Genomic DNA, 22376 nt, shown 5'->3' with positions numbered 1-22376 from the left:
TACCCCTCGTACCCCGGCAACCTTCGTGCCTCGGGCGGCCACTGCTGTGCGACGACAGCCGACGACGGCTGACACCGGCAGGCAGGCGGAGGCGGGAGACCCCATGCGCAACACGGCGATCTGGACGGCGGCACTGGCGAGCGCGGCACTGGTGACGGCCTGGGGGCCGGCGAGCACGGCCCTGGCCGCCACGACGGCCACCACCCTCGTCGTCGCCACGAACGGCGACGACACCGCCCCCGGCACCCTCACCCGCCCCCTGAAGACGATCCAGCGGGCGGTGGACCTGGCGAAGCCCGGCGACGTCATCGCCGTACGCGGCGGTACGTACGCCCTCACCGACAACATCACCATCGCCACCTCGGGCACCGCGTCCCAGCCCATCACCCTGGGCGCCTACCAGGGCGAGCGCGTGGTCGTCGACGGCGAGAAGCTGCCCGCCAGCCACACTCCGGTCGGCGGCAGCATCCCGCGGGCCGAGCGAGGGGCGGTCCACCAGGAGGCCTCCTACTGGCGGATCTCCGACCTGGAGATCGTCAACGGGCCGTACGGCGTGTACTGCGACGGCTGCAATGGCAACGTCTTCGCCCGCCTCTCGACGCACGACAACTACGAGTCCGGCTTCCAGCTCCAGGGCGCCTCCAGCAACAACCAGATCCTGAACCTGGACAGTTACGGCAACCGCGACCCGCGCAAGAACGGCGAGAGCGCGGACGGGCTGGCCGTCAAGGAAGGCAGCGGCACCGGAAACGTCGTGCGCGGCGCCCGCCTGTGGAACAACGTCGACGACGGTTTCGACGCCTGGAAGTTCACCTCTCCGATTCTGATCGAGAACACCGTCGCCTACGGCAACGGTTTCAACCGCTGGGGCTTCCCCGACTTCGCGGGCGACGGCAACGGGTTCAAGCTCGGTGGCGGCAGCCCGGCGCCCGCGGTGGCCCACACCGTGCGCAACTCGACCGCCTTCAAGAACGCGGCGCACGGCCTGACGGACAACGGCAACACGGGCGCCCTCGCCCTGAGCAGGAACAGCACGTACGGCAACGGGGGCACCGGTTTCGACGTGGACACCTCGGGCGGCAAGGCCGTGGTCACCGCCAACCTGTCCGTCGCCGACGCGCGAGCCGCGGCCGTCGGATCGGGCACGGTCGCCAGCGGCAACTCCTGGAACCTCGGCGGCACATGGAACGCCTCGTCCGTCCTCAGCACGGACCCGGCCCCACTCACGGGCTCCCGCGCTACCGACGGCTCACTGCCGTCCGCGCCGTCGTTCCTCGTCCCACGCAACGGGGCGGCTGTCGGCGCCCGGTTCTGACTCCGTTTCACGCAGGCGGTTGATTGCTCAAGTGCCCCGCTGCAATACTCCGCTTTCGACCTCGGACACCCAGAGGAATCGGAAGAGCAGCGAATCCGAACACCAGGGAATTCGGATTCACGATCCCCTCACAAAACCCGCACAGTGCGGGGCACACAGCAGCAAAGAAGGTGCGTTTGTGCCCGAATTTTCACCGTGGCCCGACAACTCGTCCGCATTTCATGCTCCGCACACCGAACCGATAAGTCCGCAGCAGATATCCCACGATCCGGAATTCCGCTCGCTGCGCCGCGCCCGGCTGCGGTTCGGGGTACGGGCCACGGCCCTGTCGGTCGGTGCGTTCCTGCTGTACGTGCTGCTGTCGAGTTTCGCGCCCGGTGTGATGAACCAGCCCCTGATCGGCCACTTCACGCTCGGACTCGCCCTCGGCCTCGGGCAGTTCGCCGTGATGGCCGCGACCGCGTGGTTCTACGTCCGGCACATGCGCACCAAGGTCGACCCGCTCGCCGGCCACTTCCGGTCCCAGCTGCGGCACGAACCCCTGCGCCCCCGCCCGGCCGCGCGCAGCACGGTCACGCAGGCCCAGGGCACGAGGGGGTACGGCACGTGGTGACGACCTCCGCCGGTGTCGTCGACAGCTTCAGCCTGCAGCTGACGTTCGTCCTGTTCCTGTCGGTGGTCGTGGCCACCCTGTTCATGGCATTGCTGACGGCTCCTCAGCGCGACGAGATCGGCGAGTTCTACCTCGGCAACCGCACCATGTCGCCGTTGCGCAACGGCCTGGCCATGTGCGGGGACTACCTGTCCGCCGCGACCCTGCTGGGCAGTACGGGTCTGGTCGCCCTGACCGGCTACGACGGGTTGATGTACCTCGGCGGCACCACCGTCGCGTGGATGATGGTGATGCTGCTGATCGCCGAACCTCTGCGCCGCACGGGGAAGTTCACGCTGGGCGACACGGTCGCGCTGCGTATGCCCCGGCAGCAGCGGCCGGTGCGGCTCGCCCTGGCCGTGTGCACCCTGGCCATCGCGACGCTCTACCTCGTGGCGCAACTGGTCGGCAGCGTCGCCCTGCTGACCCAGTTCACGGGCGAACCGAGCCCCGCCACCCGCACGTTGTGCGTGGTCGTGATCGGCACCGTCGTCATCATGTACGCCTCCCTCGGCGGTATGCCCGGCGCCACGGTCATCCAGATCATCAAGGCGGTGATGCTGGTGGTCGGCATCACGGTCACCGCGGGCTGGGTGCTCCACCACTACGGCTGGAACCCGGGCGCGCTGCTCTCCGCGGCCGCCGACCGCAGCGGCAACGGCCTGCAGTTCCTCGAACCCGGTCTGCGCTACGGCGGCAGCACCACCAGCAAACTGGACTTCTTCAGCCTGGAGCTGGCCATCGTCCTCGGCCTCGCCGCCCTCCCCCACGTGCTGATGCGGCTGCTCGCCCCGCGCAGCATCGGGGTGCTGCGCTCCTCCGTCGTGTGGGCCGTGGGCCTGGTCGGCCTGGTCTGCTTCGCGGCCGGCATCGTGGGCCTCGGCGCCACCGCCCTCGTCGGCCGGGAGACCATCGCGGACACGGACCGCACCGGAAACGCCTCCATCCTGCTCCTCGCCCACGAACTGGGCGGCGGCGTCCTCACCGCCCTGCTGTCCTGTCTGGCCTTCGTCACGCTGCTCGCCGTCGCCGCCGGCCTCACCCTCGCCGCGGCCTCGTCCCTCGCCCACGACCTGTACGGGGAGGTGATCCGCAAGGGCCGGGCGAGCGAGCGGGAGGAGCTGACCGTCGCCCGGCTGGCCGGGGTCCTCGTCGGCGTCCTGGGCATGCTGCTCGCCCTCGTCGCCTGGGGGGCGAACACCGCGACGCTGGCCTTCCTCGCCTTCGCCATCGCGGCGTCCGCGCTCCTGCCGACGCTCCTCTACACCCTCTTCTGGAAACGCTTCACGGCCAAGGGTGCCCTGCTCAGCCTCTACGGCGGACTGGTCTGCTCCGTCCTGCTCGTCGTGTTCTCGCCCGTCGTCTCGTCCACACCGGACTCGATGTACCCGTCCTCCGACTTCGCCTGGTTCCCCCTCCAGAACCCCGGCATCGTCTCCATCCCGGCGGGCTTCCTCCTCGGCTGGCTCGGCACGGTACTGAGCGACCGCCGCGAGAGCGCCCCGTACGAGGAGTTCGAGGTGCGGATGCTGGTGGGCGTCGCGGAGGAGTGAGGCGGCGGGGGCGTCAGGGGCGTCAGGGATGGGCACGCCACGGCTCGTCCCGGTCAGCCCTCCGCCGCCCGCGATCACGAGCAATCCGGCCCGCTCCGGGCCTCCGCGTCCTGACTATCCTGAGGAAGGACGTTCCTGCTCGCCCAGCGCGAGAAGGGAGCCGCGTGTGACGGAGCGGACGGTCGGTCGGACGGGTGCGGGCACGCTGCGGGAGGCGCGGGACGCCGTGGCGCGGGAGGCGTGGGCCGAGGCCTACCGGCTGTTGTCCGGGCTGGACGCCGCCCGGCTGACCCCCGACGACTGGGCCGCGTTCGCCGACGCCGCGTGGTGGACGAGCCGTGTCGAGGAGTCGATCGGCCGGCGGATGCGGGCCTACTCCGGGTACGCGGCGGCGGGCGCCGGCCGGCGGGCGGGTCTCATGGCCTGGCTGCTCTTCTACGAGCACCAGCTCGCGGGGCACTCGGCCGTGGCCGCAGGCTGGCTGCGCCGGGCCCGGCGGCACCTCGACGGTGAGCCCGAGTGCGCGGAGCAGTGTTATCTCGCCTTGGTCGACACGGAGGACGCGCAAGCACGCGGCGCGTTCGACGAGGCGATGGCCTCCGCGCGGCGCATGGCCGCGATCGCCCGGCACTGCGGCAGCCTCGACCTGCACGCGATGAGCGTCCAGGCGCAGGCGTCCGTCCTGGTGGCCCGGGGCCGGGTCGCGGAGGGGCTCGATCTGCTGGACGACTCGATGTGCTCGGCGGCGGCGGGCGAGCTCAGCGCCTTCTTCACGGGGTGGGTCTACTGCCTGGGGCTGCAGCAGTGCATGGCGTGCGTCGATCTCGAGCGCGCCGCCGAGTGGACCGACGCGGCCATGCGGTGGTGCGCGTCGATGCCGGAGGAGAACAACTTCCGGGGGCTGTGCCGCATCCACCGCGTGGAGGTGCTGGAGCTGCGCGGCCGGTGGGCCCGGGCGCTCACCGAGGCCGTACGGACCTGCGAGGAGTTGCTGCCGTACGAGGGGCGGCTGACCGCCGAGGTGTTCTACCTGGTCGGGGAGATCCAGCGGCGGCGCGGCGAGGCGGAGGCGGCCGAGGAGTCGTACGAACGGGCGCACGGGCTCGGCCGGGATCCGCAGCCCGGTCTCGCCCTGCTGCGGCTGGCCGAGGGGAAGGCGGAGGCCTCGGCGGCGGCCCTGCGTCCGGCTCTCGCAGGTCACGGCGAGGGCGCTCTGGTGCGCTGTCGGCTGCTCGCCGCCCAGGTGGAGGTGTCCCTCGCGCTCGGGCGGCTCGACGAGGCGCGCGGGGCGGCCGAGGAGCTCAAGGCCCTGGCCGGGGAGTGGCGGCGGCTGCGCGGCTCGCGGACGGCCCTGCCGGAGGCGAGTGCCGCGTCGGCGGGTGGCGCGGTGGCGTTCGCGGCCGGTGACCCCGTCCGTGCGCAGACCATGCTGCACCGGGCGGTGGCGCTCTGGCTGGAGCTGGGGGTGCCGTACGAGGCGGCCCAGGCGCGGATGACGCTGGCCGCCGCCGACCGGGCCACCGGTGACGAGGAGGGGGCCCGGATGGAGTTGCGGGCGGCCCACCGGTCCTTCGAGCAGCTGGGCGCCGTACCGGACGCGCGTAGGGCGGCGGCCCTGCTCACCGCCCTGCGCGGGAGGCAGCCGGGCGGGCTCACCGAGCGCGAGATCCAGGTGCTGCGGCTGGTCGCGGCGGGCCGTACGAACCGGGCCGTCGCCGCGGAACTGGTGATCAGCGAGCACACCGTCGCCCGGCACCTCAACAACATCTTCGCCAAGCTCGATGTGTCCTCGCGGGCGGCGGCGACCGCGTACGCGTACACGCACGGGCTGGCGTGACAGGCCGGGCATGGGCCGTTCTGCCCATGTTTGGTGCGCGGGGAATGGGCGGTTCCGGCGATGAGGGGCGCCCCGGCACGGGCGTACACCGATGACACAGGCACCCTCACCCAGAGAGCAGGTGGCGGCCATGACCACCTACACCCCCACCCTCGACCACCGGCTGCTGGAGCGGCTGCGCGGGGCCGTGCGCGGCGGGATCGTCGAGCCCGGCGACCCGGACTACGACGAGGCGCGCGCGGTCTACAACGCCATGCACGACAAACGGCCCGCGCTCGTGGTCCGGGCCGTCGACGCGGGCGACGTCATCGCCACCGTGGACTTCGCCCGCGACCAGGGCCTGACGCTCGCCGTGCGCGGCGGCAGCCACAGTGTTCCCGGCTACGGCACCTGCGACGGAGGCGTGGTCCTCGACCTCGGGCGGATGCGCGGGATCCGCGTCGACCCCGACGCCCGCACGGCGCGGGTCGAGGGCGGCTGCACCTGGGCGGACGTCAACCACGCCACGTACGCCTTCGGTCAGGCCACCACCGGCGGGATCGTCTCCACGACCGGTGTGGGCGGCCTGACGACGGGCGGAGGCATGGGCCACCTGGCCCGGCGCTGCGGTCTGGCCTGCGACAACCTGGCCTCGGTCGACCTGGTGACGGCCGACGGGCACTTCGTGACCTGCACGGACGAGGAGAACAGCGATCTCATGTGGGCGATCCGCGGGGGCGGCGGGAACTTCGGGGTCGTCACGTCCTTCGAGTACCGGCTGCACCCCGTCGCCGACGTCCTGGGCGGGCCGACGTTCTATCCGCTCGACGGCGACGTGATCCGCCGGTACCGGGAACTGGTCGCCGAGGGCGACGAGCGCCTCGGTGCCCTGCTCATCGTGGGACTCGGACCGCCGGTGCCGTTCCTGCCCGAGCGCTGGCACGGGCGGCCGCTGTGCGGCGTGGTCGCCTGCTGGACGGGAGCGGAGGGCGAGGACGACCGGATCCGCGACCGGCTCGCCGCTCTGGGACCGGTGCTCGGCCGGCACGTGGAGCGCATGCCCTACCCGGTGATCAACACGCTCTTCGACGACCTCGTGCCCGCCGGCCTCTGCCACTACTGGAAGGGCGCCTTCACCCAGGGCATGCCGGACGGCGTCGTCGACGCGTTCGTCGAGTACGGTCCCACGACCCCGTCCATCCAGAGCGTGACGGTCGTCTTCCCCATCGACGGTGCCTGCCACCGGGTCGGCCCCGAGGACACCGCCTTCTCCTACCGGGACGCCGACTTCTCGATCGCGCTCAGCCCCACCCTGCCCACCCGTGAGGAGTGCGAGACCCAGAAGCCCTGGGTGCGTGCCTTCCACGGCGCGCTCGAACCGCACTCCATGGAAGGCGCCTACGTGAACTTCATGGACGGCGACGACCAGCACCGCGTGGCGGCCAACTACCGTGGCAACCATGCCCGGTTGACGGCCCTGAAGCGGCGTTACGACCCCGGGAACCTGTTCCGGCTCAACCACAACATCGCGCCCTGAGGAATCCTGGGGGCTCCCCCGTGTTGAACCCTGTATGAGCTCCGTGATCGCCTCGGCCCGCTTCTCCGTCCTCGACCGTTCCCGCACCCGCGAGGGCCGCCCGGCCGGCGAGGCGCTGCGCGACACCGTGGGGCTCGCGCAGGAAGTGGAGCGGCTCGGCTACCACCGCTTCTGGGTGTCGGAGCACCACGGCGTGCCCGGCGTCGCAGGGTCGGCGCCGACCGTCCTGGCCGCCGCCGTGGCGAGCGCCACGCGCACGATCCGGGTCGGCACCGGCGGGGTCATGCTGCCCAACCACCGACCGCTGGTCGTGGCCGAGCAGTTCGGGGTGCTGGAGTCCCTCTTCCCGGGCCGGATCGACATGGGCCTGGGCCGCTCGGTGGGCTTCACCGACGGGGTGCGCCGGGCCCTGGGGCGCGACAAGGACGACGCCGACGACTTCGCGGGCCAGCTCCGGGAACTCCTCGGCTGGTTCCGGGGCACCTCCCCGACCGGCGTGCACGCACGTCCCTCGGAGGGTCTGGCCGTGCCGCCGTTCGTGCTGGCCATGGGCGAGGGCGCGACGATCGCGGCCCGCGCGGGCCTGCCGATGGTCATCGGCGACCTGCGCGACCGGGAGAGGATGCGCCGCGGGATCGACACGTATCGCGAGCGGTTCCGCCCGTCGCCCTGGGCGAGCGAGCCGTACGTCGTCGTCTCCGGCACGATCGCGGTGGCACAGACACCCGAGGCGGCCCGGCGGCTCCTGTTGCCCGAGGCCTGGTCCATGGCGTACTCGCGCACCCACGGCACCTTCCCGCCGCTGCCGCCCGCCGAGGAGGTCGAGGCCCGGTCGATGACCGCGAAGGAGCGCGGCTTCTACGACTCCGGTCTGACCGTCCACATCGCGGGCACCGAGGAGCAGGTGGCCGACGAGCTGGAAATCGTGTTGAAGGACACCGGCGCGCAGGAGATCCTCGTCACCACCAGCACCTACGACCGTACGGCGCTGCTGGACTCCTACCGGCGACTGGCCGGGATCGTGAACATCGGGAACGGGGAGAACGCCACCTGACCGCACAAGCACTGCTGTCGGAGTACGAGAACCGGCTGCGCGGCGTCGCGCCGTCGGACCTGCCGTGGAGCCCCCTGGGCGTGGTCACCGAGCAGGACGGGCCGCTCGTACGGGTCCACTACGGAACCCACGGAGCCGTGGTCCACAAGCAGGTGAAGGGTGAGGGAGACCTGGGGCCGCTGGTCCGCCGCCAACAGGAGGCCTTCGCCTCGCGGGTCGAACCGGTCGAGTGGAAGGTGTACTCCCACGACCCCGACGCGCCGCACCTCGCCGAGGCGCTGTCCGCGGCCGGCTTCACAGCAAGCCCGTCGCGCGCCCTGCTGCTCGCCGACGTCGCCGACGTGTCCCAGCACCCGGCCCCCTCCGTACGGTCGCACTTCTCGATCTACGACGAGCCGCGCCGCCAGTCCCTGCGCCGGCTGGCCGCGGCCGCTCCCGAACAGCGCGGACGTCTCGCGGACACGGAGGCCGACGGCAGACCCTGGGACGTCCTGGTACTGGAACACGAGGGGCGCCCCCTGGACGCCCTCTGGTACCAGGAGGTGGTGGGCACCGACTTCTTCGCGATCGACGGGATGACCGGTCCGCGCCCCGAGTTGCTGCACGCGGCGGCGAGGTGGGCCGCTCTGCGATCGCGCTTCATGGTGGCCGAGGCGCCCGACGCCTTCGTGCCGGTGCATCGGGCGGCGGGGTTCCACGAGGTATCCCGGGTCACCACGTACCGGTGGGCGCCACCGGGCGAGCCGGCGCGGGAACGTCCGGCGGGCTGGATCCCCGAGCCGGAACGCGAGGACATCTGGGAGCGGTTCGAGAAGCGCTTCGAGGTGACGTACGAGACCGCCTACGACGGCATCGCCGAGCCCCCGGGCTCCGTCACCTGGCACATGGCGGCCGTGCAGGACTCGCGGGACCCGCTGCTCGCCGAGGTCGAGGCCGTGGTCGCCCGAGGGCTGCGGGCCTGCGGGCGGCCCGGGGACCGGCTCTACCGCCTGAAGTGGTACATCAGCAGCACCCGTTGCGACCCGACGCGGGTCGGCGGCCCGGGGCAGCCCCGCTGGGTGGGCTACTCCTACCTCGCCGACGAGAACGTCATCCAGGTCACCGCGGACCTGCGCATGGGCACGTACGGCAACTTCGTGGAGGAGTCCCTGTGCGTCTTCGGCGCGGACCTGGTGGCCGAGGTCGAGGAGGAACTCACCGGCCTCCTCGGCACGGTCCTGCGGCGCGACGGCCGTCCGGTGGGCAACGTGTGGAGCTTTGGCCCCTGAGAACGGCCGCCGGGGTCCCGGGGCCCGGGGGCGACGCGGTCACCGGGCGTGACACACTCCGGTCGCCTAGACTCCGGAATTTGTCCCGCCGCAGTCGAAGACCCGTACGGAGTTCCGCCCATGCCCGGCTCACACGACTCGTTCGTCCGCGTTCGAGGCGCCCGCGAACACAATCTCCGGAGCGTGGACGTCGACATCCCCCGGGACGCGTTGACCGTGTTCACAGGCGTCTCCGGTTCGGGCAAGTCGTCGCTGGCGTTCGGCACGATCTACGCGGAGGCCCAGCGCCGCTACTTCGAGTCGGTGGCGCCGTACGCGCGTCGGCTGATCCACCAGGTCGGTGCGCCGAAGGTCGGCGAGATCACCGGTCTGCCGCCCGCGGTCTCCCTCCAGCAGCGCCGCTCGGCCCCGACGTCCCGCTCCTCGGTCGGCACGGTCACCAACCTCTCGAACTCGCTGCGGATGCTGTTCTCCCGCGCCGGGGACTACCCGCCGGGCGCCGAACGCCTCGACTCGGACGCCTTCTCCCCCAACACGGCGGCCGGGGCCTGCCCGGAGTGCCACGGCCTGGGCCGGGTCCACCGGACGACCGAGGAGTCGCTCGTCCCCGACCCGTCCCTGTCGATCCGCGAGGGCGCGATCGCCGCGTGGCCGGGCGCCTGGCAGGGCAAGAACCTGCGCGACATCCTCGACGCGCTGGGGTACGACGTGGACCGCCCGTGGCGCGACCTGCCCGCCGAAGAGCGCGAGTGGATCCTGTTCACGGACGAGCAGCCGGTGGTCACCGTGCATCCGGTCCGGGACGCCGACCGCATCCAACGGCCGTACCAGGGCACGTACATGAGCGCCCGCCGGTACGTCATGAAGACGTTCTCCGACTCCAGGAGCCCGGCCCTGCGGGCGAAGGCGGAGCGGTTCCTCACCAGCGCGCCCTGTCCGGCCTGCGGCGGCAGCCGGCTGCGGCCCGAGGCGCTGGCGGTCACCTTCGCGGGCCGCACGATCGCCGAGCTGGCCGCGCTGCCGCTGGCGGAACTGGCTGAGCCGGCGAAGCATGCCGAGACCCCGCACAGGTCTTCGGAGGCCGCACGGGTCCTCACGGAGGATCTCAGGGCCCGGATCGAGCCCGTCGTCGAGCTGGGCCTCGGCTACCTCAGCCTGGACCGCGCCACCCCCACCCTCTCGGCGGGCGAGCTGCAGCGACTGCGCCTCGCGACGCAGCTGCGCTCCGGGCTGTTCGGGGTCGTGTACGTCCTCGACGAGCCGTCCGCCGGTCTGCACCCGGCGGACACCGAGGCGCTGCTCACGGTGCTGGAGCGACTGAAGGCCGCGGGGAACTCCGTGTTCGTGGTGGAGCACCACCTGGACGTGGTCCGCGCCGCCGACTGGCTCGTGGACGTCGGCCCGCAGGCCGGCGAGCACGGCGGACGGGTGCTGCACAGCGGGCCGGTGGCGGACCTGGCCGCCGTCACGGAGTCGGCGACGGCCCGCTACCTGTTCGACCACTCCCCCGCGCCCGCACGTGAAGTCCGCACCGCCCGAGGGCAGTTGAAGGTCGGTCCGGTCACCCGGCACAACCTGCGCGGGGTGACGGCCGAGTTCCCGCTGGGCGTGTTCACCGCGGTCACCGGTGTCTCGGGCTCCGGGAAGTCCACGCTCATCGGCGAGATCACGCAGGACCTGGCGGGCGTGGGCCGACTCGTCGCCGTGGACCAGAAGCCGATCGGCCGCACCCCGCGCTCCAACCTGGCGACGTACACGGGTCTCTTCGACGTCGTCCGCAAGGTCTTCGCGGCCACCGACGAGGCGCGGGCGCGGGGTTACGGCGTCGGCCGCTTCTCCTTCAACGTGGCCGGCGGCCGCTGCGAGACCTGTCAGGGCGAGGGGTTTGTCAGCGTCGAGCTGCTGTTCCTGCCGAGCACGTACGCGCCGTGCCCCGACTGCGGCGGCGCGCGCTACGAGCCCGCGACGCTCGAAGTGACGTATCGGGGACGGAACATCGCGCAGGTGCTGGACCTGACCGTGGAGAGCGCCGCGGAGTTCTTCGCGGACACCCCGGCCGTGGCCCGCAGCCTGTCCACCCTCCTCGACGTGGGCCTCGGCTATCTGCGACTCGGCCAGCCCGCCACCGAGCTGTCCGGCGGCGAGGCCCAGCGCATCAAACTGGCGAGCGAGCTGCAGCGCGGCCGCCGCGCCCGCACCCTCTACCTCCTCGACGAACCGACGACCGGTCTCCACCCCGCCGATGTGGAGGTGCTGCTGCGACAACTGCACGGGCTGGTCGACGCCGGTCACACCGTCATCGTCGTCGAACACGACATGTCGGTCGTCGCCGGCGCCGACTGGGTCGTCGACCTGGGCCCGGGCGGCGGAGACGCGGGCGGCCGGATCGTCGCCGCGGGGCCGCCGGCGGAGGTGGCGGCGGCGGAGAGGAGCGCGACGGCGCCGTATTTGAGGCGGGAGGTGCGGTCGGGAGGCTGACCGCCGCCCCGAGTGGGCCGCCGGGCCGGTTCACCCGTCGGAGTCGTCGCCCGTGCTGCCGCTCGAGTTCCGGCTCCCGCGCCCGGCAAGGCTCACCACATGGCCCAGGGCGAGGGTGGCGACGGCCACCGCGCGCACCCAGCGCGGGCCGCCCCGCGCCGCCCACACCACACAGACGCATCCTCCTATGACGAGCACGAGGACACACGACAGTACGAGCACATCCATGGCTGATCCCCCTTCTTGCGTTGCCGGTCCGCGCCATCCTGTCAGGGTGATCCCCCGGACACTCCTCCGGCCCGCCCTCTTCCCTGCTCACGCCAGGACCGGTAGTGGTCCACCAGCGTCTCCTCGATCGGGCGGTAGGTGAGGCCCAGTTCGGTGACGCTGCGGGTGTTGTCGACGTGGAACCTGATGCCGAGGTGTTTGCGGATGTAGTCCTGGGTGAGTCCGAAGGCGGGGCCGAGGAGGCGAACGGGCCAGTGCGGGAGGGCTGTTCGGGGCAGGCGGAGGTTGCGGGGGTGGTGCCCCAGGAGGATGCGGGCCATCTGGTGGAAGGACGTCATCTCCTGAGCCGCCACGATGTAGCGGCCGTGCGCTTCGGGGTGTTCCGCCGCCGCGATGTGGGCCAGGGCGACGTCTCGTACGTCGGCCGTGGTGAAGCTGAAGTCCGGGGCGCCGTAGCAGAAGTAGCCCTTGAGGAGTTCGTCCAGGAGGAAGAGGCTGCCCGAGTCCGAGGCCGGGGTGAGGGACGGGCCGAGGATCAGGCCCGGGTTGACCGAGACCATGCGCCAGCGGTCCTGGGCCGCCTCCGCCTCCCAGGCGGCTCGCTCCGCGATCGTCTTGGCGTAGTGGTACGGGTTGTTCTCGACGGTGCTCGTGGTGTTGAAGTACTTCTCCGACAGGATCCGGTCGTCCATGTCCAGGACGTCGGAGTAGTCGCCGAAGATCGCCCCCACGGTGGAGGTGAAGACGACCCGGCCGACGGTCTCCGTCCGCTCCACGCTCGCGAGTACGTTGCGCGTGCCCAGCAGCGCGGGCGCCACGACGTCCCGCCGGCCGTCCTTGATCTTCTCCGGCATGAGGAAGGGCGAGGCCACGTGGAAGACGACCGCGCAGCCCTTCATGGCCTCGTCGAACGACCCCTCGCGCAGCAGGTCCGCCTCGAAGATCTCCAGTCGGCCGGGGTGGTGTGCGCCCATCGTCCGCAGCGGGCCCGTCTTCGCCGCGTTCGCCGTGCCGCGGACGGTGGTGCGCACCCGGTAGCCGCGCTCCAGCAGCTCCCGCACCAGATGGGCGGCCACGAAGCCGCTGCCCCCTGTCACCAGAACCGTCTCGCCGACCGGACCGTTGCTCACGCGCGCTCCCCCTCACGACATCCGGACCTGGTCTGTCATGATCTCACCATGACCGCCCAACAACCCCTCACATACCAGGAGTTCGTCGAGCGGGCCACCGCCGACCCCGCCGTCGTCGGTCTGGTGCTCAAGGGCTCGCAGGCCCATGAGGGCATGGCCACCGAGCACTCCGACCACGATCTGTACGTGGTCGTCGCGGACGGGGCGGAGACCGACCTCGCCCGTTTCGCCGGTCACCGCTCGCCGCGGCTGGACGTGCTGGTCGTACCGCTCGCCGACTTCCGGGCCGCCGGGATGCCGGGCTTCGAGCGCTACGCGCTGGCCCGGGCGCGGGTCGTGTTCGACCGGCTCGACGGGGAGCTCGACAAGATCCTGACCGCCAAGGCACGCCTGGGCGTCGAGGAGGCGCTGCGGGCCGCGGGCGGCCGGCTGGACGCGTACGCCAACGCCCACTACCGGTCGGTCAAGAACGCCCGGGACCGGGAGTCACTCGCCGCCCGTCTCGACGCCGCCGACAGCCTGAGCCACCTCCTGGAGCTGCTCTTCGCCCTGGACCGGCGCCCCCGCCCCTACAACAAGTACCTGCGGTGGGAGCTCGCGCACCACCCGCTGCCGGACTGGGACACCACCGAGCTCCTCGGCAGCCTGGAACACATCGCGGCGACGGCCGACGTGACCGCCCAGCGGGCGCTCTTCGCGCGCGTCGAGGGGATGGCCCGCCGGGCCGGGCACGGCGCGGTGCTGGACGGCTGGGGCGACGACCTGCGCCTGATGCGTCCCGCCCAGTGAGCGCTCCTCGGCGGCCCGGGCGAGCGCCCTGCGGTCGGTGTGGTCGTCCGCGCCGAGCGCGGGCGGCACGTCGACCTCGGCCGTGAGACCGCGGGCCGCGACCACCCGCCACAACGAGGCGAGGAGCGAGTCGTCGCCGACGAAGGCGGGCGCCGTGCTGGCCGCTCCCCCGGCGAGCCGGTAGCGGATCCGCACCGGCTGGACCGGGACCCCCGCGTCGAGGGCGGCCTGGAAGACGGCCCGGCGGAAGTGGCCCTGGGCGCGCCCGCACCAGGTACTTCCCTCGGGGAACACCGCGATGGCCTCCCCGGCACGCAGCGCCCGCGCGAGGCGCGCGACCGTGTCGGGGAGCGCCCGCAGCCGGTCGCGGTCGATGAACAGGACACCGCCGCGCGCGGCCAGCGCACCCGCCACGGGCCACCGCCGGATCTCGGCCTTGGCGAGCATCCGGGCCGGGCGGACGGCGGCAAGGAGCGGGATGTCCAGCCACGAGATGTGGTTGGCGACCAGCAGCAGCCCGCCCTTGGGCGCGGCGCCGCCGGTGACACGGACCCGGACCCCGGCGGCCCGCACGATCGCCCGGCACCACCAGCGCACCGCCCCGGCGGGGATCCTCCCGCCGAGTGGCGTCAGCACGACCCCGGCCAGGACCAGCGCCACGACCGCCGCGAGCCGCAGAACGGCCCGCGGCACGGCCGCGGCGGACCCCGTCGCCTCCACGCACGCCCGCGGGGTGCAGGGCGCGCTGGGCAGCCAGACGCTCATCAGGCCGGCACGAGGGAGAGGAAGTGCCGCAGGTAGCGCGCGTTGACCCGGCGCATCGACAGCAGCACGTACAGGTCGGCGACCCCGAAGTCCGGGTCGTGCGCGGGCTCGGCGCACACCCAGGCACCGAGGCGGAGGTAGCCGCGCAGGAGGGCGGGGAGTTCGGTGCGCGCGGGAGCGGCGGCCGTCTCCTTCGGCGCCCACGGCAGCAGCGGTCGCACGCGGTACTCCTCGGGCGCCAGGTACTTCTCCCGTACGCGGTCCCAGGCCCCGGCCGCGAGGGCGCCGCCGTCGGCGAGGGGGATGGAGCAGCAGCCGGCGAGCCACTCGTGGCCGCGGTCCACCATGTAGCGGGCGATCCCGGCCCAGATCAGGCCGATGACCGCGCCGTCCCGGTGGTCGGGGTGCACGCAGGAGCGGCCGACCTCGACGAGGCCCGGCCTGATCGCGTCCAGCGGCGTGAGGTCGAACTCGCTCTCCGAGTACAGCCGCCCGGCCACCGCGGCGCGCTCCGGCGGCAGCAGCCGGTACGTTCCGACGATCTGGCCGGTCAGGGTGTCCCGTACGAGCAGGTGGTCGCAGTACGCGTCGAACGGGTCGACGTCGAGACCCGGCTGCGGGGAGTTCAGCAGGGCTCCCATCTCCCCGGCGAACACCTCGTGCCGCAGCCGCTGCGCGGCCCGCACGTCGGCCTCGTCGCGGGCGAGGGTCACGGTGTAGCGGGTGGGTGCCACGTTCTGCGAGGGACGGTCGAGCGTGGAAACGCCGGTCATGGCTCACTCCAGGGACGGGCCACTTCGGGGACGGTGGCGCTACCCCTCGTTTCTCCCGACCCCGGTTGGCGCGGACGTGACGGGTGCCAGGAGAGCGGATGTGCGGTTGTTGAATGCCAGGGTCACCTCGGAGAAGCCAGACGGGACCGGGGATGAGCACCACTCCCGGTCCCGCCCGTCCGCACTTCTCGGCGAACGTTCATTTCAACGCCCCAAGGGGCGCGGCGAACTGCGCGACCAGCCACACCCCACCCGCACCCCGAAGACGACAGTTCCTCCTACGGCGCTACCGCTTCACCCTCCGCGCAGCCCGCAGCCACTCCTTGTTCATGCTGGTGATGGACACCAAGGGAATCCCCTTGGGACAAGCCGTCGCACACTCCCCAGCCAACGTGCACCCCCCGAACCCCTCCGCATCCATCTGCCCCACCATGTCCAGCACCCGCGTCTCCCGCTCCGGCGCCCCCTGCGGCAACACGTTCAGATGATTCACCTTCGCCGACGTGAACAACATCGCCGCCCCGTTGGGGCAGGCCGCCACACACGCCCCGCACCCGATGCACTCCGCGTGCTCGAACGCGAAGTCGGCGTCCGGCTTCGGCACCGGAGTGGCGTGCGCCTCCGGGGCGGAACCGGTCGGCGCGGTGACGTACCCACCCGCCTGGATGATCCGGTCGAACGCCGTCCGGTCGACCACCAGGTCCTTGATCACCGGAAACGCCGACGCCCTCCACGGCTCCACATCGATCGTGTCGCCGTCCTCGAAGGACCGCATGTGCAGCTGGCAGGTGGTGGTGCGCTCCGGCCCGTGCGCGTCGCCGTTGATGACGAGGGAGCACGCTCCGCAGATGCCCTCACGGCAGTCGTGGTCGAAGGCGACCGGGTCCTCACCCCGCAGGATGAGCTCCTCGTTGAGCGTGTCGAGCATCTCCAGGAAGGACATGTCGGGCGAGATGCCGTCCACGTCGTACGTGGACATGGCGCCGTCGGCGTCGGCGTTCTTCTGCCGCCAGACGCGCAGGGTGAGCCTCATGCGTAGCTCCGCTGGGTGGGGTGGACGTACTCGAAGACCAGGTCTTCCTTGTGCAGGGTCGGGGCTTCGCCCGTCCCGTTGAACTCCCAGGCCGCCGCGTACGAGAACTCGTCGTCCCTGCGGGCGGCCTCGCCGTCCGGCGTCTGGGACTCCTCGCGGAAGTGGCCGCCGCAGGACTCGGCGCGGTGCAGGGCGTCGAGGCACATGAGCTCGGCGAGCTCCAGGTAGTCGACGACGCGGTTGGCCTTCTCCAGCGACTGGTTGAACTCCTCGCCGGTGCCGGGCACCTTGATGCGCCGCCAGAACTCCTCGCGGATCTGCGGGAGGCGTTCGAGTGCCTTGCGCAGCCCGGCATCCGTGCGCGCCATTCCGCAGAACTCCCACATGATTTCGCCGACCTCGCGGTGGAACGAATCGGGGGTGCGGTCGCCGTCGACGGACAGGAGCAGGTTGAGCCGGTCCTGGGTCTCCGCCAACACCTCCTGCACGACGGGGTGTTCGTCGCTCACCTCGCCCTCGTGCGGGTGGCGGGCGAGGTAGTCGTTGATGGTGGCCGGCAGCACGAAGTAGCCGTCGGCGAGGCCCTGCATGAGGGCCGAGGCACCCAGTCGGTTCGCGCCGTGGTCGGAGAAGTTGGCCTCACCGATCGCGAACAGGCCGGGGACGGTGGTCTGGAGGTCGTAGTCGACCCACAGGCCGCCCATCGTGTAGTGCACGGCGGGGTAGATCCGCATCGGCACCTCGTACGGATCCTCGTCGGTGATCCGCTGGTACATGTCGAAGAGGTTGCCGTACTTGGCCTCGACGGCCTTGCGTCCCATCCGCCTGATGGCGTCCGCGAAGTCCAGGTAGACGCCCTGACCGCCGGGGCCGACTCCCCTGCCCTCGTCGCAGACGTTCTTCGCGGCGCGGGAGGCGATGTCGCGCGGGACCAGGTTGCCGAAGGACGGGTAGATGCGCTCCAGGTAGTAGTCGCGCTCGTCTTCGGGAATCCGGTGCGGCGGCCGGTCGTCGCCCTTGGCCTTCGGTACCCAGATCCGGCCGTCGTTGCGCAGCGACTCGCTCATCAGGGTGAGCTTGGACTGGTGGTCGCCGGTGCGCGGGATGCAGGTCGGGTGGATCTGTGTGAAGCAGGGGTTGGCGAAGTGGGCGCCCCGCCGGTGCGCCCGCCAGATGGCGGTGGCGTTGGAGTTCATGGCGTTGGTCGACAGGTAGAAGACGTTGCCGTACCCGCCGCTGGCCAGGACGACGGCGTCCGCGAAGTACGTGTCGATCTTGCCGGTGATGAGGTCCCGGGCGACGATTCCGCGCGCCCGCCCGTCGATCACGATCAGGTCGAGCATCTCGGTGCGGGGGTGCATCTCCACGTTGCCGGCGGCGATCTGCCGCGACAGGGCCTGGTAGGCGCCCAGCAGCAGTTGCTGGCCCGTCTGGCCGCGGGCGTAGAACGTCCGCGACACCTGGACGCCGCCGAAGGAGCGGGTGTCGAGCAGACCGCCGTACTCCCGGGCGAAGGGCACGCCCTGCGCCACGCACTGGTCGATGATCTCGACCGAGATCTGGGCGAGCCGGTGCACGTTGGACTCGCGCGCCCTGAAGTCGCCGCCCTTGACGGTGTCGTAGAAGAGGCGGTGGACGGAGTCGCCGTCGTTGCGGTAGTTCTTCGCCGCGTTGATGCCGCCCTGCGCGGCGATCGAGTGGGCGCGGCGCGGGGAGTCCTGGTAGCAGAACTGGACGACGTGGTATCCCTGTTCGGCGAGGGTGGCGCCGGCGGAGCCGCCGGCCAGTCCGGTGCCCACGACGATCACCGTGTGCTTGCGCCGGTTGGCGGGGTTGACCAGCTTGGCCTCGAAACGGCGCCTGTCCCAGCGCTCGTTCACGGGGCCGGAGGGGGCCTTGGCGTCGAGGACCGGTTCACCGGTCGCGTAGTTCGTGTACTCAGCGGTCATCTTCAGCTCACCACTCCGGTCATGACGCCCACGGGTACGGCGATGAAGCCGGCCGTGAGCAGCAGCGCGAGGACGTCTGCGACGGTCTTCAGGGCGCGGTCGCGGGTGCGGCTGCCGACGCCGAGGGTCTGGGCGGCGCTCCAGAAGCCGTGCCGGACGTGCAGGCCGAGCGCGAGCATCGCGACGATGTAGACGACGTTGCCGTACCAGGTGGAGAAGGTGTCCACGACGTTCTGGTACGGGTGGCCCTCCTGGAAGCCGCCCGAGTGCACGGTGCCGGTCGTCAGGTCCAGGACGTGCCAGACGATGAACAGGCCCAGGATGATCCCGCCCCAGCGCATGGTGCGCGTCGCGTAGCTCGCCCGCGGCTTCTTGTGCACGTACTTGCTGGGCCGCGCCCTGATGTCGCGGCGGCTGAGCTGGTACGCGGACGTGGCGTGGGCGACGACGGCGGCCACGAGCACGACGCGGACGAGCCAGAGCGTCCACTCGTAGTGCATGAACGGCTCGCCGACGGTGCGCAGCCAGTGGGCGTAGTGGTTGAACTCGCCCGGACCGAAGAAGATCTTGAGGTTTCCGATCATGTGGACGACCAGGTACAGCAGCATGATCAGCCCGCTGACCGCCATCACTGTCTTCTTGCCGACGGTGGAGTCCCACACGGTGCGTGCCATGGACGACCGTCGGTCCGTCCGCGTTGCCAGAGCCATGGTTCAAGACGCTAGAGCCGGTACCCCTCATCGGTCCAAGACATGGTCCGGCTCGTTTCCATAGCCTGTGCCTATCATGGCTGGATGCAGTTCCAGCAGCTCCAGTACTTCGTGGCCGTGGCCGAGGCCCGGCACTTCACCCGGGCCGCCGAACTGGTCCATGTCGCGCAGCCCTCGCTGTCGCAGCAGATCAGGGCACTGGAGCGGGAGTTGGGCGCGGATCTGTTCCAGCGTGCACGGGGCAACATCACGCTCACCGACGCGGGCGAGGCGCTGCTGCCGCTGGCCCGCCGGATCCTCGCGGACACGGAGACCGCGCGCTACGAGGTGCAGGAGCTGGTGCAGCTGCGCAGCGGCCGGGTCCGCCTCGGCGCGACCCCGAGCCTGTGCACGGGTCTGCTGCCGGACGTGCTGCGTGCCTTCCACGACCGCTACCCGGGCATCCGGCTGCTGATCGAGGAGGGCGGCTCGCACGATCTCGTACGGCAGCTGGCCCGGGGCGCCCTCGACCTCGCCCTGGTCGTGCTGCCGCTGCCGACGCCGTCCCCCGCCCTGACGACGGTGGAGCTGCTGCGCGAGGACCTGGTCGTGGTGTCCTCCCCCGAGGCGCCGAAGCCGGGCGGCGGGCGGCGGACCGTCCGGATCGCCGATCTGGAGAGTGAGCGCCTGGTGATGTTCCGGCACGGCTACGACCTGCGGGAACTCACCGTGGCCGCGTGCCGGGCGGAGGGGTTCGAGCCGGACTTCGCGGTCGAGGGCGGGGAGATGGACGCGGTGCTCGGGTTCGTCCGGGCCGGGCTCGGGGTGGCCGTCGTGCCCCGGATGGTGGCCGCCCGGTCGGGCCGGGGTCTGCGGGTCACCCCGCTCGCCCGGCCCGGCCTGCACCGTGCGATCGCCCTCGCACACCGCAGCGATGTGGCACCACCGCGGGCGGCAAGGGAGCTGCAGCGGATGCTGCTGGAGCGATGAGTGCGGTTCAGCGCCTCAGAGCCGCCGGCTTGAGCACCTCCTCGCACCACTGGCGGAAGCCGGTGGGGGCGAGGTCGGGGGTGGTCGGCTGGGCGGCGCCGTAGATGCCCTGGGCGTTCTGGGCGTCCATCATGTCGGCGAGCCCCTGCGCCCATGCCTCGGTCGCCCCGAAGCGGATCATCCTCGCCCTGTGGTCCGCGCTGTCCTCGAACCGGGCGCGTACGGGCCGGTCGAACACCTCGGAGAGGACGCCGGCCACGCCCTCGGGGGTCAGGTCGTCGGCACTGGCGAGGGGAACGTCCTCCTGGCCGGTCCAGGAGTCGTCGAGGAGGAGACGGGCGGCCGTGGCCGCGACATCGCGGGTGGCGCAGAGGCGCAGCACACGGTCGGGGACCTGGGTCGTGGAGAACACGCCCGCGTCGCGGACCGAGGCGATCTGGTGGAGCACGTTCTCCATCAGGGACGGCGGGCACAGCGCCCGGTAGTGGACGCCGGTGGCGGCGATCGCGTCGTCCATCGCCAGCGACGCGGAGATCTGTCCGGCGCTCCGCGCTGTGCCGCGCCCCATGGTGGAGACGGCCACGACCCGACCGGGCCCCCGGGCCTCGACGACCTCGCACAGCGGCTCGGTGAAGGCCCGGAAGTGTCCCTCGACGCTGTCGGCGCCGGGGGTCGGCGGGACCAGCCAGAACACGCGGTCGGCGTCCTGACAGGCCTCCTTCAGTACGGCGGGGTCGGCGTGCGACCCCTGGACGACCTCCACGCGCTCGCGGACCTGCGGGGTGAGTGCGGCAGGGTCGCGGACGATCACCCGGACCGGTGCGGAGCCCACGTGGGCGTCGAGGAGGCGGGTGACGACCTCACGGCCGATCTGGCCGGTCGGGGTGGTGACAACAATCATGAACTGCTCCTGGAACAGGACCTGTTGGGATGTTCCTGAGCCTGGTGCCTGCCCGTCCCGAACTGAAGGACCGGTCCGCTCACGCTTGTTACCCTCAGGGCAATACCGAGGGGAGGGGGCGCAGGTCCATGGAGTCCCGGCCGCTGCGCTACTTCGTCGCCGTCGCCGAGGAGCTCAACTTCGCCCGTGCCGCGGAGCGGTTGGGCATCTCGCCGCCGCCGCTGTCCCGGGCGATCCGTCAGCTGGAGTCGGAGCTGGGAGCCGTTCTCTTCGAGCGCACCACTCACAGCGTCGCGCTGACCCCGGCGGGAGAGGTCCTCCTGGCGGAGGCCCGGTTCGCGCTGGAGGCGTTGGAGGCCGCCGGGCGACGGGCACGCCGGGCGGCCGACGAGCCGAAGCTGGTCCTGGCCATGAAGGCCGACGGGGACGCGGGGCTGCTGGAGGCCATCCTCGCGCGGTACGCGTCGGAGCCGGCGGCGCTGCCGGTCACCTTCCGGCTGTGCGCGTGGCAGGAGCAGTCCCGGCTGCTGCGCCAGGGCGAGGCCGATGTCGCCCTGGTTTACGAGCCGTACGACCGGACCGGCCTCGATGCGGAAACCCTGGCCGTCGAACCGCGCGTGGCCGCCCTCGCCGTGGGCCACCCCCTTGCGGCCCGGGCCGGGCTGGGCCTCGCCGACCTGGGCCTGCGGCTCGACGAGGCACACCGGTACATCGACGAGGTCCGCGGCAGGGGCCGGGACCTCGCCCAGCTCCTCACGCTCGTCGGCCTGGGCGACCTCTTCGCCCTGCTCCCCGCGTCGGTCGCCGACCGTTATCCCCGGCCGGGCGTCGTCTACCGCCCTGTCCGGGACGCCCCCGCCGCCGTCCTGGCCGTCGCCTGGCCCCAGCGGTCCCGCTCGACGGCGACGGCGGCGCTGGTACGGGCGGCGGTGTCGGTGGCGGACGAGAAGGGCGAACGCGCGGCGAGTTGAGCATCCAGCACTTCGACTGCCCATAGTCCCGGGCGGCCGGCCAGCGAGCGGACGGCGGGCGCGGCCGCTACTCGGCGCCGGGCGGTACCGGTGTTCCCTGGTGGTAGTACATGCGCCAGCCGGTCTCCTCGTTCTGTTTGCGCCAGAGCGAGGTGCGGCGGGCGCGTTGGCCGTCGAAGTCCGTTTCGTAGGTGAGGTGGACCAGGCCGGGGGCCAGGACGACGCCCGTGATGGCCGACGGCGCGTAGCGGGGGCCGCCCTCCGAGCTGCCCGCGTGGTCGGGCAGCCAGGCCATCATGTCCTCGTACGTGTAGCGTCGGCCCGAGGAGCCCACCTCGACGTACTCGGGGTCGAACAGCTTCTCGTAGCGGGCGCGGGTGGAGCGGACGGCGGGGTCCGTGAGGGCCAGCTCGCCCGCGATCGCCTGGTTCACGGCGTCTGTTTCATCGGTCATCCGAAGATCATCGCTGTGCCCCCGCCGCTCC

At 71.9% G+C, this 22376-nt stretch carries 19 protein-coding genes and 1 pseudogene; 11 read left to right on the top strand and 9 right to left on the bottom strand.

Annotated features, from left to right (window positions below; all coding sequences use genetic code 11):
• Window positions 1-103 precede the first annotated feature (103 nt).
• The 8 genes from ACFYWX_RS34585 (at window position 104) to ACFYWX_RS34550 (ending at window position 11673) form a co-directional block, all read left to right on the top strand.
• Window positions 104-1315 carry a right-handed parallel beta-helix repeat-containing protein gene (locus ACFYWX_RS34585; protein WP_389428781.1) on the top strand — a complete coding sequence of 404 codons (1212 nt, stop codon included), beginning with the start codon at window positions 104-106 and terminating at the stop codon, window positions 1313-1315.
• A 178-nt stretch (window positions 1316-1493) separates the two neighbouring features.
• Window positions 1494-1928, top strand: a complete 435-nt coding sequence (locus tag ACFYWX_RS34580; protein ID WP_389428780.1) for a DUF485 domain-containing protein — start codon at window positions 1494-1496, stop codon at window positions 1926-1928.
• Window positions 1922-3520, top strand: a complete 1599-nt coding sequence (locus ACFYWX_RS34575) for a cation acetate symporter (protein WP_389428779.1) — start codon at window positions 1922-1924, stop codon at window positions 3518-3520. The genes ACFYWX_RS34580 and ACFYWX_RS34575 overlap by 7 nt, the downstream gene beginning before the upstream one ends.
• A gap of 166 nt (window positions 3521-3686) precedes the next feature.
• Window positions 3687-5357, top strand: coding sequence for a LuxR C-terminal-related transcriptional regulator (locus ACFYWX_RS34570; RefSeq protein ID WP_389428778.1), 1671 nt, complete (start codon window positions 3687-3689; stop codon window positions 5355-5357).
• A 130-nt stretch (window positions 5358-5487) separates the two neighbouring features.
• Window positions 5488-6873 carry an FAD-binding oxidoreductase gene (locus tag ACFYWX_RS34565; RefSeq protein ID WP_389428777.1) on the top strand — a complete coding sequence of 462 codons (1386 nt, stop codon included), beginning with the start codon at window positions 5488-5490 and terminating at the stop codon, window positions 6871-6873.
• Window positions 6874-6907: 34 nt separating this feature from the next.
• Window positions 6908-7927, top strand: coding sequence for an LLM class flavin-dependent oxidoreductase (locus ACFYWX_RS34560; protein ID WP_389428776.1), 1020 nt, complete (start codon window positions 6908-6910; stop codon window positions 7925-7927).
• 80 nt (window positions 7928-8007) lie between these two features.
• Window positions 8008-9195, top strand: a complete 1188-nt coding sequence (locus ACFYWX_RS34555) for a DUF2716 domain-containing protein (RefSeq protein WP_389428775.1) — start codon at window positions 8008-8010, stop codon at window positions 9193-9195.
• Window positions 9196-9315: 120 nt separating this feature from the next.
• The gene (locus ACFYWX_RS34550; protein ID WP_389428774.1) at window positions 9316-11673 is read left to right on the top strand and encodes an ATP-binding cassette domain-containing protein; all 2358 of its coding nucleotides are present in this window, start codon (window positions 9316-9318) and stop codon (window positions 11671-11673) included.
• Window positions 11674-11703: 30 nt separating this feature from the next.
• On the opposite strand, the gene ACFYWX_RS34545 is transcribed toward ACFYWX_RS34550, so the two are convergent.
• Together ACFYWX_RS34545 and ACFYWX_RS34540 are read right to left on the bottom strand one after the other, a co-directional pair.
• The gene (locus tag ACFYWX_RS34545) at window positions 11704-11901 is read right to left on the bottom strand and encodes a hypothetical protein (protein ID WP_389428773.1); all 198 of its coding nucleotides are present in this window, start codon (window positions 11899-11901) and stop codon (window positions 11704-11706) included.
• A gap of 41 nt (window positions 11902-11942) precedes the next feature.
• A complete protein-coding gene (locus ACFYWX_RS34540; protein WP_389428772.1) occupies window positions 11943-13031 on the bottom strand; it encodes an NAD-dependent epimerase/dehydratase family protein in 1089 nt (362 codons plus the stop codon).
• A gap of 48 nt (window positions 13032-13079) precedes the next feature.
• Here ACFYWX_RS34540 and ACFYWX_RS34535 point away from each other — a divergent pair, with 48 nt between their 5' ends.
• The gene (locus ACFYWX_RS34535; RefSeq protein ID WP_389428771.1) at window positions 13080-13820 is read left to right on the top strand and encodes a hypothetical protein; all 741 of its coding nucleotides are present in this window, start codon (window positions 13080-13082) and stop codon (window positions 13818-13820) included.
• 246 nt (window positions 13821-14066) lie between these two features.
• Here ACFYWX_RS34535 and ACFYWX_RS34530 read toward each other — a convergent pair.
• The 5 genes and pseudogenes from ACFYWX_RS34530 to ACFYWX_RS34510 all read right to left on the bottom strand — a co-directional run.
• Window positions 14067-14585: pseudogene (locus tag ACFYWX_RS34530) on the bottom strand (lysophospholipid acyltransferase family protein); the annotation flags it as partial.
• Window positions 14585-15358 carry a GNAT family N-acetyltransferase gene (locus ACFYWX_RS34525; RefSeq protein ID WP_389428770.1) on the bottom strand — a complete coding sequence of 258 codons (774 nt, stop codon included), beginning with the start codon at window positions 15356-15358 and terminating at the stop codon, window positions 14585-14587. The pseudogene ACFYWX_RS34530 and the gene ACFYWX_RS34525, both read right to left, overlap by 1 nt.
• Before the next feature lie 286 nt (window positions 15359-15644).
• On the bottom strand, window positions 15645-16391 hold the full coding sequence (locus tag ACFYWX_RS34520; protein ID WP_389428769.1) for a succinate dehydrogenase/fumarate reductase iron-sulfur subunit: 747 nt from the start codon (window positions 16389-16391) through the stop codon (window positions 15645-15647).
• Entirely contained in the window at window positions 16388-18340 is a 1953-nt protein-coding gene (locus tag ACFYWX_RS34515; RefSeq protein WP_389428768.1) for a fumarate reductase/succinate dehydrogenase flavoprotein subunit, read from the bottom strand. Before ACFYWX_RS34515 ends, ACFYWX_RS34520 begins: the two co-directional genes overlap by 4 nt.
• 2 nt (window positions 18341-18342) lie before the next feature.
• Entirely contained in the window at window positions 18343-19014 is a 672-nt protein-coding gene (locus ACFYWX_RS34510; protein WP_389428767.1) for a succinate dehydrogenase, read from the bottom strand.
• A gap of 120 nt (window positions 19015-19134) precedes the next feature.
• On the opposite strand from ACFYWX_RS34510, the gene ACFYWX_RS34505 reads away from it, so the two are divergent.
• Window positions 19135-20019 (top strand): LysR family transcriptional regulator, encoded by an 885-nt coding sequence (locus tag ACFYWX_RS34505; RefSeq protein WP_389428766.1) that lies wholly within the window; start codon window positions 19135-19137, stop codon window positions 20017-20019.
• A 7-nt stretch (window positions 20020-20026) separates the two neighbouring features.
• Here the strand turns inward: ACFYWX_RS34505 and ACFYWX_RS34500 are convergent, their stop codons facing one another.
• Window positions 20027-20920 carry an NAD(P)H-binding protein gene (locus tag ACFYWX_RS34500; protein ID WP_389428765.1) on the bottom strand — a complete coding sequence of 298 codons (894 nt, stop codon included), beginning with the start codon at window positions 20918-20920 and terminating at the stop codon, window positions 20027-20029.
• Window positions 20921-21048: 128 nt separating this feature from the next.
• On the opposite strand from ACFYWX_RS34500, the gene ACFYWX_RS34495 reads away from it, so the two are divergent.
• Entirely contained in the window at window positions 21049-21891 is an 843-nt protein-coding gene (locus tag ACFYWX_RS34495; RefSeq protein WP_389428764.1) for a LysR family transcriptional regulator, read from the top strand.
• Window positions 21892-21958: 67 nt separating this feature from the next.
• Here ACFYWX_RS34495 and ACFYWX_RS34490 read toward each other — a convergent pair whose 3' ends face one another.
• Window positions 21959-22345, bottom strand: coding sequence for a DUF4440 domain-containing protein (locus ACFYWX_RS34490; RefSeq protein ID WP_389428763.1), 387 nt, complete (start codon window positions 22343-22345; stop codon window positions 21959-21961).
• Window positions 22346-22376: the final 31 nt, after the last annotated feature.

It is taken from the genome of Streptomyces sp. NPDC002888 (assembly GCF_042888465.1).
In the GTDB taxonomy this organism is placed as follows: Bacteria; Actinomycetota; Actinomycetes; order Streptomycetales; family Streptomycetaceae; genus Streptomyces.
This window is presented reverse-complemented; position numbering and strand designations above follow the sequence as displayed.

Excerpts from the sequence above, each read along its gene's own strand:
- ACFYWX_RS34515 (WP_389428768.1), bottom strand. The coding sequence starts at position 18,340 with ATGACCGCTGAGTACACGAACTACGCGACCGGTGAACCGGTCCTCGAC.
- ACFYWX_RS34560 (WP_389428776.1), top strand. The coding sequence starts at position 6,908 with ATGAGCTCCGTGATCGCCTCGGCCCGCTTCTCCGTCCTCGACCGTTCC.
- ACFYWX_RS34520 (WP_389428769.1), bottom strand. The coding sequence starts at position 16,391 with ATGAGGCTCACCCTGCGCGTCTGGCGGCAGAAGAACGCCGACGCCGAC.
- ACFYWX_RS34585 (WP_389428781.1), top strand. The coding sequence starts at position 104 with ATGCGCAACACGGCGATCTGGACGGCGGCACTGGCGAGCGCGGCACTG.
- ACFYWX_RS34500 (WP_389428765.1), bottom strand. The coding sequence starts at position 20,920 with ATGATTGTTGTCACCACCCCGACCGGCCAGATCGGCCGTGAGGTCGTC.
- ACFYWX_RS34510 (WP_389428767.1), bottom strand. The coding sequence starts at position 19,014 with ATGGCACGCACCGTGTGGGACTCCACCGTCGGCAAGAAGACAGTGATG.
- ACFYWX_RS34525 (WP_389428770.1), bottom strand. The coding sequence starts at position 15,358 with ATGACCGGCGTTTCCACGCTCGACCGTCCCTCGCAGAACGTGGCACCC.
- ACFYWX_RS34565 (WP_389428777.1), top strand. The coding sequence starts at position 5,488 with ATGACCACCTACACCCCCACCCTCGACCACCGGCTGCTGGAGCGGCTG.
- ACFYWX_RS34505 (WP_389428766.1), top strand. The coding sequence starts at position 19,135 with ATGCAGTTCCAGCAGCTCCAGTACTTCGTGGCCGTGGCCGAGGCCCGG.
- ACFYWX_RS34490 (WP_389428763.1), bottom strand. The coding sequence starts at position 22,345 with ATGACCGATGAAACAGACGCCGTGAACCAGGCGATCGCGGGCGAGCTG.
- ACFYWX_RS34545 (WP_389428773.1), bottom strand. The coding sequence starts at position 11,901 with ATGGATGTGCTCGTACTGTCGTGTGTCCTCGTGCTCGTCATAGGAGGA.
- ACFYWX_RS34535 (WP_389428771.1), top strand. The coding sequence starts at position 13,080 with ATGACCGCCCAACAACCCCTCACATACCAGGAGTTCGTCGAGCGGGCC.
- ACFYWX_RS34550 (WP_389428774.1), top strand. The coding sequence starts at position 9,316 with ATGCCCGGCTCACACGACTCGTTCGTCCGCGTTCGAGGCGCCCGCGAA.
- ACFYWX_RS34495 (WP_389428764.1), top strand. The coding sequence starts at position 21,049 with ATGGAGTCCCGGCCGCTGCGCTACTTCGTCGCCGTCGCCGAGGAGCTC.